The following is a 5,242-nucleotide window of genomic DNA, read 5'->3' on the forward strand; positions in this document are numbered from 1 at the left end:
CCGTGACCGCATTGGTTCGCCGGGTTGGTCAGGCTGCGGTCTTGAGAGGGCGTCCGCCCCGGCGGATGCCCGTCGAACGCTGCATCAAGAAGCTCAAGCAGTGGCGCGGCCTGGCTTGCTACTCGCTGAGCAGGCCGGCATTTCTACGAGACTTCGATGCTCTGCGGGACAGGTGCGCGAGCAGCCGACCCGCGCCGACGGCCACGTAGAGCACGACCAGAACCCCGAGTCCGAGGTCGAGCCAGTCATAGGCCGCGCCCCTGAAGAACGAGGCCCACGCCCTGGCCCCCGCGACTGATCCGGCGACCACCAGCAGCACCGACGCCACGGCGTACAGCGCCTTCGCGGCCCTGGGCCGCCGCTCTTCGAGTAGTTCACCACCCGCACCGAGCACGACCAGCGCGGCGAAGGCATCGTGCGGCTCCGGACGCCCCTTCCCGATCGCGTCCACGATGTTGATCAGAGCGCCGATCGACCCGACGACCAGGACACCTTGGGATATACGGCGGCTCATCAACCCTCGCCCTGCAGCCAAACTTCGTCGGCAATGAATCGATCTTCGCTGTCGCACGATAGTGACACCCGCTCCCGCCCAGAGGTTTGGGTGTCACGGCCCCCGTGACGGAGTCAGGTGTCACGCGGGTGTCAGAGCCGTTCCCCGGGCCGACCGCCGGGCCGTCCGTGCGCCGTCCGCGGGCCGCCAATGGGCACCGATGATGGCCGACAATCACCAAGAGGCCGCAGTCGACGACTGCGGCCTCTTGGTGCTCCTGCCCAGCTAGATCCAGGTGTCCAGCCACATCCGGTCGCGCCACGAACCGTCGGGGATCGGCGTGCCCGTGTAGATCGGCCAGAAATAAATGAAATTCCAGATGATCAGCAACACCAGCACCCCCGCCGCGATCGCCCCCAGCGTCCGCCGCCGTTCCCCCGACGGATCGCCGGCCGCCAGGCCGAGTTCCCGTTCGGCCCCGGTCCCCGCCGCCGGACCCAGCATCGCGCCGATCATCATCGTGACCGCCAGACACAGGAACGGCACGAACACGACCGCGTAGAAGAGGAAGATCGTCCGCTCCTGGTAGAAGAACCAGGGCAGCCAGCCCGCCGCCACACCGCAGGCGATCGCCCCCGCCCGCCAGTCGCGTCGGAAGAACCAGCGCCACAGCACGTACACCAGGGCGAAGCACGCCGCCCACCACAGCAGCGGCGTCCCGATGGCCAGCACCTCGCGGGAGCACTTGCCGGTCTCCGAGGCCGCGCAGCCCGGCTGCTCCTCCCAGAAGTACGAGACGGGCCGGCCGAGCACGATCCAGCTCCACGGATTGGACTGGTAGGTGTGACCGGACGTCAGATTCACGTGGAATTCGTAGACCTGGTACTCGTAGTGCCACAGGCTGCGCAGCCAGTCCGGCAACCACGTCCAGCTGCCGCCCCTGCCGTCGGTCTGGGCCCAGTTCCGGTAGTAGCCCTTGCCGGTGACGATCCAGCCGGTCCAGGAGGCGAGATACGTGAGGAGCGCGACCGGGACCGTCGAGACGAACGCCGGCAGCAGGTCCCGCTTCAGCACTGCCGTGTACGGGCGAACCGCCCCCGCGGTCCGTCGCGCGCCCACGTCCCACAGCACCGTCATCAGACCGAAGCCCGCCAGGATGTACAGGCCGTTCCACTTGGTGGCGAAGGCCAGACCCAGCATCAGACCGGCGGTGAGCCGCCACGGACGCCAGCCCAGCCGCAGATTCTCCGCGACCTCGGCATCGGGGCGCAGCACACCCTCCTCGTCGACCGGCAGCGCGGCGGCGAGGCGGCGCCGCGCCCAGTCGCGGTCGATCAGCAGGGCGCCGAACGCCGCCAGCACGAAGAACATCAGCACCAGGTCGAGCAGCGCGGTGCGGCTCATGACGAAGTGCAGACCGTCGACGGCGAGCAGCGTGCCGGCCAGGCACCCCAGGAACGTCGAACGGAACAGGCGCCGCCCGATCCGGCACAGCATCAGCACCGACAGCGTGCCGAGCACCGCCACCATGAACCGCCAGCCGAACGGCGTGAAGCCGAAGATCTGCTCACCGATCCCGATGATCCACTTGCCGACCGGCGGATGCACCACATAGCCCGGATCCACCGGGACGTGCACCTTCGACGGATCGGCGAGGATCAGCTTGTCGATGTCCTTGGGCCAGTTGCCCTCGTACCCCTGGTTGATCAGCGCCCAGGAATCCTTGGCGTAGTACGTCTCGTCGAATATCAGGGCGTGCGGGCTGCCCAGGTTCCAGAACCGCAGCACCCCGGCGACCAGTGCCACCAGCAGCGGGCCGCCCCAGGCGGACCACCGAACCAGGCGTCCGGCCAGGGGCGGGGAGATCCCGAGCACCGCCCACAACTGGGCGCCGGGGCGGGTGTACGGCGGGATCAGCCGTTCACGCAGCCCGATTCCGGGCCGGGGCGAATGGCCGAAGCGGCGCAGCCGCTGCTGCCAGGAAGTCGGCTCTTCGCCGTGCGGTTCCCCGGCGTCTTGGCCCTGCTGGGCTTCGGGCGCTGTACTCGTCACCGCGCCATCGTAGGGAACGCATCTGTGCGAGCGCTGTCGCCCGTGCTGGGAGGATGACTCATGTGACTGGAACGACTGGAACGCTGGTACTCGCAGGAACCCCCATCGGCGATGTGGCGGATGCCCCGCCACGCCTCGCCGCCGAACTGGAGACGGCCGATGTGGTCGCCGCCGAGGACACCCGACGACTGCGCCGCCTCACGCAGGCGCTCGGCATCCACACCACGGGGCGGGTCGTCTCCTACTTCGAGGGCAATGAGTCGGCCCGTACGCCCGAACTCGTCGAGGCACTGACCGGCGGCGCCCGCGTCCTGCTGGTCACGGACGCCGGGATGCCGTCCGTCTCCGATCCCGGCTACCGGCTCGTGGCCGCAGCCGTGGAGAAGGACATCAAGGTCACCGCGGTCCCCGGCCCGTCCGCAGTGCTCACGGCTCTCGCCCTGTCCGCGCTGCCCGTCGACCGTTTCTGCTTCGAGGGCTTCCTGCCGCGAAAGGCGGGCGAACGGCTCGGCAGACTGCGCGAGGTCGCCGACGAGCGCCGCACCATGGTCTTCTTCGAGGCCCCGCACCGGCTCGACGACACCCTCGCGGCGATGGCCGAGGTCTTCGGCGCAGACCGCCGGGCAGCCGTGTGCCGGGAGCTGACCAAGACGTACGAGGAAGTGAAGCGCGGCCCGCTGGGCGAGCTGGCGGTCTGGGCGGCCGAAGGGGTACGCGGTGAGATCACCGTGGTCGTCGAGGGCGCGGCCGACTCCGGGCCCGAGGAACTGGACGCTGCGGAGCTGGTACGCAGGGTGCAGGTGCGCGAGGAGGCGGGGGAGCGGCGCAAGGAGGCCATTGCCGCTGTTGCCGCAGATGCGGGGCTGCCCAAGCGCGAAGTCTTCGATGCGGTCGTCGCGGCAAAGAACGCGGCGCGAACCGGCCCAGCCGAGGGCAAAGGACTTTCGTAAAAGGCAAAGCCCGAGCCGAGCACCTGGCCCTTCTGCCACGAGAAGGCCAAATCCGCTCCAACACTCGACAGGGCCTGATGCGTTCCCGCCCGTAGCGGCGTCCACTGGACCAGGGACGCACTCTCCGGAGTGCTTGTCCGAACGGACGAAGGAGCAGGCATGAGCGAGAGCGCAGCAACCACCGTGCACGAGGCGTATGCCTTCGCTTGCATGAAGTGCGGACACGGCTGGGAGCAGGCCTACGAGATAGAGCACCACGTCGACGGTGCCAACAACGATTTCGTCATATACAAGGCGGACGGCGAGCGGGTGCCCTCACCCCTTTCCAGGCCGACCTGCACGAACTGCGGCGGACACGTGGTCCGGATCATGGGGGCCGGCCGGGTCTCGACCGTCCAGCGGCTGCTCCACAACTCCACGCCGACGCGGCCGGCGACCGCGGACATCGGCGCCCGGGAGGGCGAGGCCGTGGCCGCCACCGTCGCACCCTCGGGTGCGGGGCATCACTGGCACCTGTCCGACCTGCTGCACCCCTTCCACCGCAAGTAAGGCCACCGGCGCGGTCCTCGTACGATCGTCTTCATGAGTCGTTCCGAAGCCCCGCCGCTGCCCGAACCCCTCCGGGTACCGGTCGCCGATTCGCACACCCACCTGGACATGCAGGACGCAACTGTCGAGGAGGGCCTGGCCAGGGCCGCGGCGGTCAATGTGACCACCGTGATCCAGGTGGGCTGCGACGTGGCCGGTTCGCGCTGGGCCGCCGAGACCGCCGCCGCGCATGCGAACGTGCACGCGGCAGTGGCCCTCCACCCCAACGAGGCGCCGCGCATCGTGCACGGCGACTCCGATGGCCGGTCGCGGCAGGGGGTGCGTGAGGGGGGCGGCCAGGCGGCGCTGCACGAGGCCCTCGCGGAGATCGACGCGCTGGCCGCACTCGACCACGTACGCGGTGTCGGCGAGACCGGGCTCGACTGCTTCCGTACCGGCCCCGAGGGAATGGCCGCGCAGGAGGAGTCCTTCCGGGCCCACATCGAGATCGCCAAACGGCACGGCAAGGCGCTGGTCATCCACGATCGCGAGGCGCACGCGGATGTGCTGCGCATCCTCGCCGACGCGGGTGCCCCCGAGCGGACCGTGTTCCACTGCTACTCCGGCGACGCCGACATGGCCCGGATCTGCGCGGACGCCGGGTACTTCATGTCCTTCGCGGGCAATGTCACGTTCAAGAACGCCCAGCCGCTGCGTGACGCACTGGCCGTCGCGCCGATGGAACTGGTCCTGGTCGAGACGGACGCACCGTTCCTGACCCCCGCCCCGTACCGCGGACGGCCTAACGCGCCCTACCTCATTCCGGTCACGCTGCGTGCCATGGCGGAGGTGAAGGGCGTGGACGAGGACGCCCTGGCGTCGGCCATCTCCGACAACACCGCCCGCGCATTCGACTACTGAGCGGTACTGGCCCGTACCGGCCGACTCCATGGCTACGTTGGGTAGTTGAGCCGCTTTGGAGAGTTATCGATGCTCCGCTATCGTCCCGGGCGCCATCAGGCGAGCCGGCCGATCGGATCCTCTGGAGCGTCGTGAGCAATTCGAAGGGCAGTCACCGTGCAGCACGCGGCAGGGGGCGTACGGCGGTGGCGACGCCGCCCACCCGTCTTCCGGCCGCCGCATCCGTACCGCTCCATGAGCAGCTGACACTCGCCGCCTGGGGCCGGTCCGCCCCCCGANAGTCGTCGATACGCCCCTG

General features: G+C 69.4%; 5 protein-coding genes. 3 read left to right on the top strand and 2 right to left on the bottom strand.

Features of this window, described 5'->3' with window-relative positions; all coding sequences use genetic code 11:
- Positions 1 to 118: 118 nt before the first annotated feature.
- Together GA0115254_RS00455 and GA0115254_RS00460 are read right to left on the bottom strand one after the other, a co-directional pair.
- Positions 119 to 514 (bottom strand): hypothetical protein, encoded by a 396-nt coding sequence (locus GA0115254_RS00455; RefSeq protein ID WP_093893250.1) that lies wholly within the window; start codon positions 512 to 514, stop codon positions 119 to 121.
- Between the two features lie 264 nt (positions 515 to 778).
- Positions 779 to 2,545 (bottom strand): dolichyl-phosphate-mannose--protein mannosyltransferase, encoded by a 1,767-nt coding sequence (locus GA0115254_RS00460; protein ID WP_093893251.1) that lies wholly within the window; start codon positions 2,543 to 2,545, stop codon positions 779 to 781.
- Positions 2,546 to 2,598: 53 nt separating this feature from the next.
- Between GA0115254_RS00460 and rsmI the strand changes: the two genes are divergently transcribed.
- The 3 genes from rsmI (at position 2,599) to GA0115254_RS00475 (ending at position 4,944) form a co-directional block, all read left to right on the top strand.
- A complete protein-coding gene (rsmI, locus tag GA0115254_RS00465; protein WP_093893252.1) occupies positions 2,599 to 3,495 on the top strand; it encodes a 16S rRNA (cytidine(1402)-2'-O)-methyltransferase in 897 nt (298 codons plus the stop codon).
- Between the two features lie 159 nt (positions 3,496 to 3,654).
- A complete protein-coding gene (locus GA0115254_RS00470; RefSeq protein WP_093893253.1) occupies positions 3,655 to 4,044 on the top strand; it encodes a hypothetical protein in 390 nt (129 codons plus the stop codon).
- 33 nt (positions 4,045 to 4,077) lie between these two features.
- Positions 4,078 to 4,944 (top strand): TatD family hydrolase, encoded by an 867-nt coding sequence (locus GA0115254_RS00475; protein WP_093893254.1) that lies wholly within the window; start codon positions 4,078 to 4,080, stop codon positions 4,942 to 4,944.
- Positions 4,945 to 5,242 lie beyond the last annotated feature (298 nt).

This window comes from Streptomyces sp. Ncost-T10-10d, from assembly GCF_900091955.1.
Taxonomy (GTDB): domain Bacteria; phylum Actinomycetota; class Actinomycetes; order Streptomycetales; family Streptomycetaceae; genus Streptomyces.

Excerpts from the sequence above, each read along its gene's own strand:
- GA0115254_RS00455 (WP_093893250.1), bottom strand. The coding sequence starts at position 514 with ATGAGCCGCCGTATATCCCAAGGTGTCCTGGTCGTCGGGTCGATCGGC.
- GA0115254_RS00470 (WP_093893253.1), top strand. The coding sequence starts at position 3,655 with ATGAGCGAGAGCGCAGCAACCACCGTGCACGAGGCGTATGCCTTCGCT.
- GA0115254_RS00475 (WP_093893254.1), top strand. The coding sequence starts at position 4,078 with ATGAGTCGTTCCGAAGCCCCGCCGCTGCCCGAACCCCTCCGGGTACCG.
- rsmI (WP_093893252.1), top strand. The coding sequence starts at position 2,599 with ATGACTCATGTGACTGGAACGACTGGAACGCTGGTACTCGCAGGAACC.